1 protein-coding gene is annotated in these 496 nt (G+C 61.1%); it reads right to left on the bottom strand.

What is annotated here, in order from left to right; genetic code table 11:
- On the bottom strand, positions 1 to 382 hold a 382-nt coding region (locus tag EVC45_RS45145), incomplete at its 3' end, for a transposase (protein WP_248295559.1).
- Between the last annotated feature and the right edge of the window lie 114 nt (positions 383 to 496).

Genomic DNA, 496 nt, shown 5'->3' with positions numbered 1-496 from the left:
GGTTGTCGCCGCCTTTCTTTGCCGCTGTGGTCGTGCCGTCGCCATGGATGTTCGCGAGGTCGAGGAGCTGGTCCCGATGCAGTTGATCGACCGAGCCCGCGAAGACCCGGTCGATGCTGCCGTCAGCCTGCCAGCGTCGCATGATCCGGTAGATGCGGGTGTGGTGGATTTCAGGCAGCCCCTTTGCATCCGTTTCGATCGGCAGCATCTTCCATTGACACCCCATATAGAGCGCCTTCAGGACGTAGTTGAACATCCTCTGTAACGGCAACGTCGGCGGCGGGCCGCGCCGGCCCCGGCTCAGGTGCGGCAAGACAAATTGCCCGAACTGCGCTTCACTCAATTTCGTGGGAATCGCCTGCCGGCCATGGTTTGCAGCCATTTTCGCATCCGCAAAGCCCTCACTTTAACCGCTCCCCCCTCGCCAGATCCGAAAGCCATTCCCGGTGGGGCTCGCAGACAAATTCGGCCCCTTCGGAAAACCCGCAATCAGTTG

Source organism: Paraburkholderia sp. UYCP14C, from assembly GCF_004197395.1.
GTDB lineage: Bacteria > Pseudomonadota > Gammaproteobacteria > Burkholderiales > Burkholderiaceae > Paraburkholderia.
This window is presented reverse-complemented; position numbering and strand designations above follow the sequence as displayed.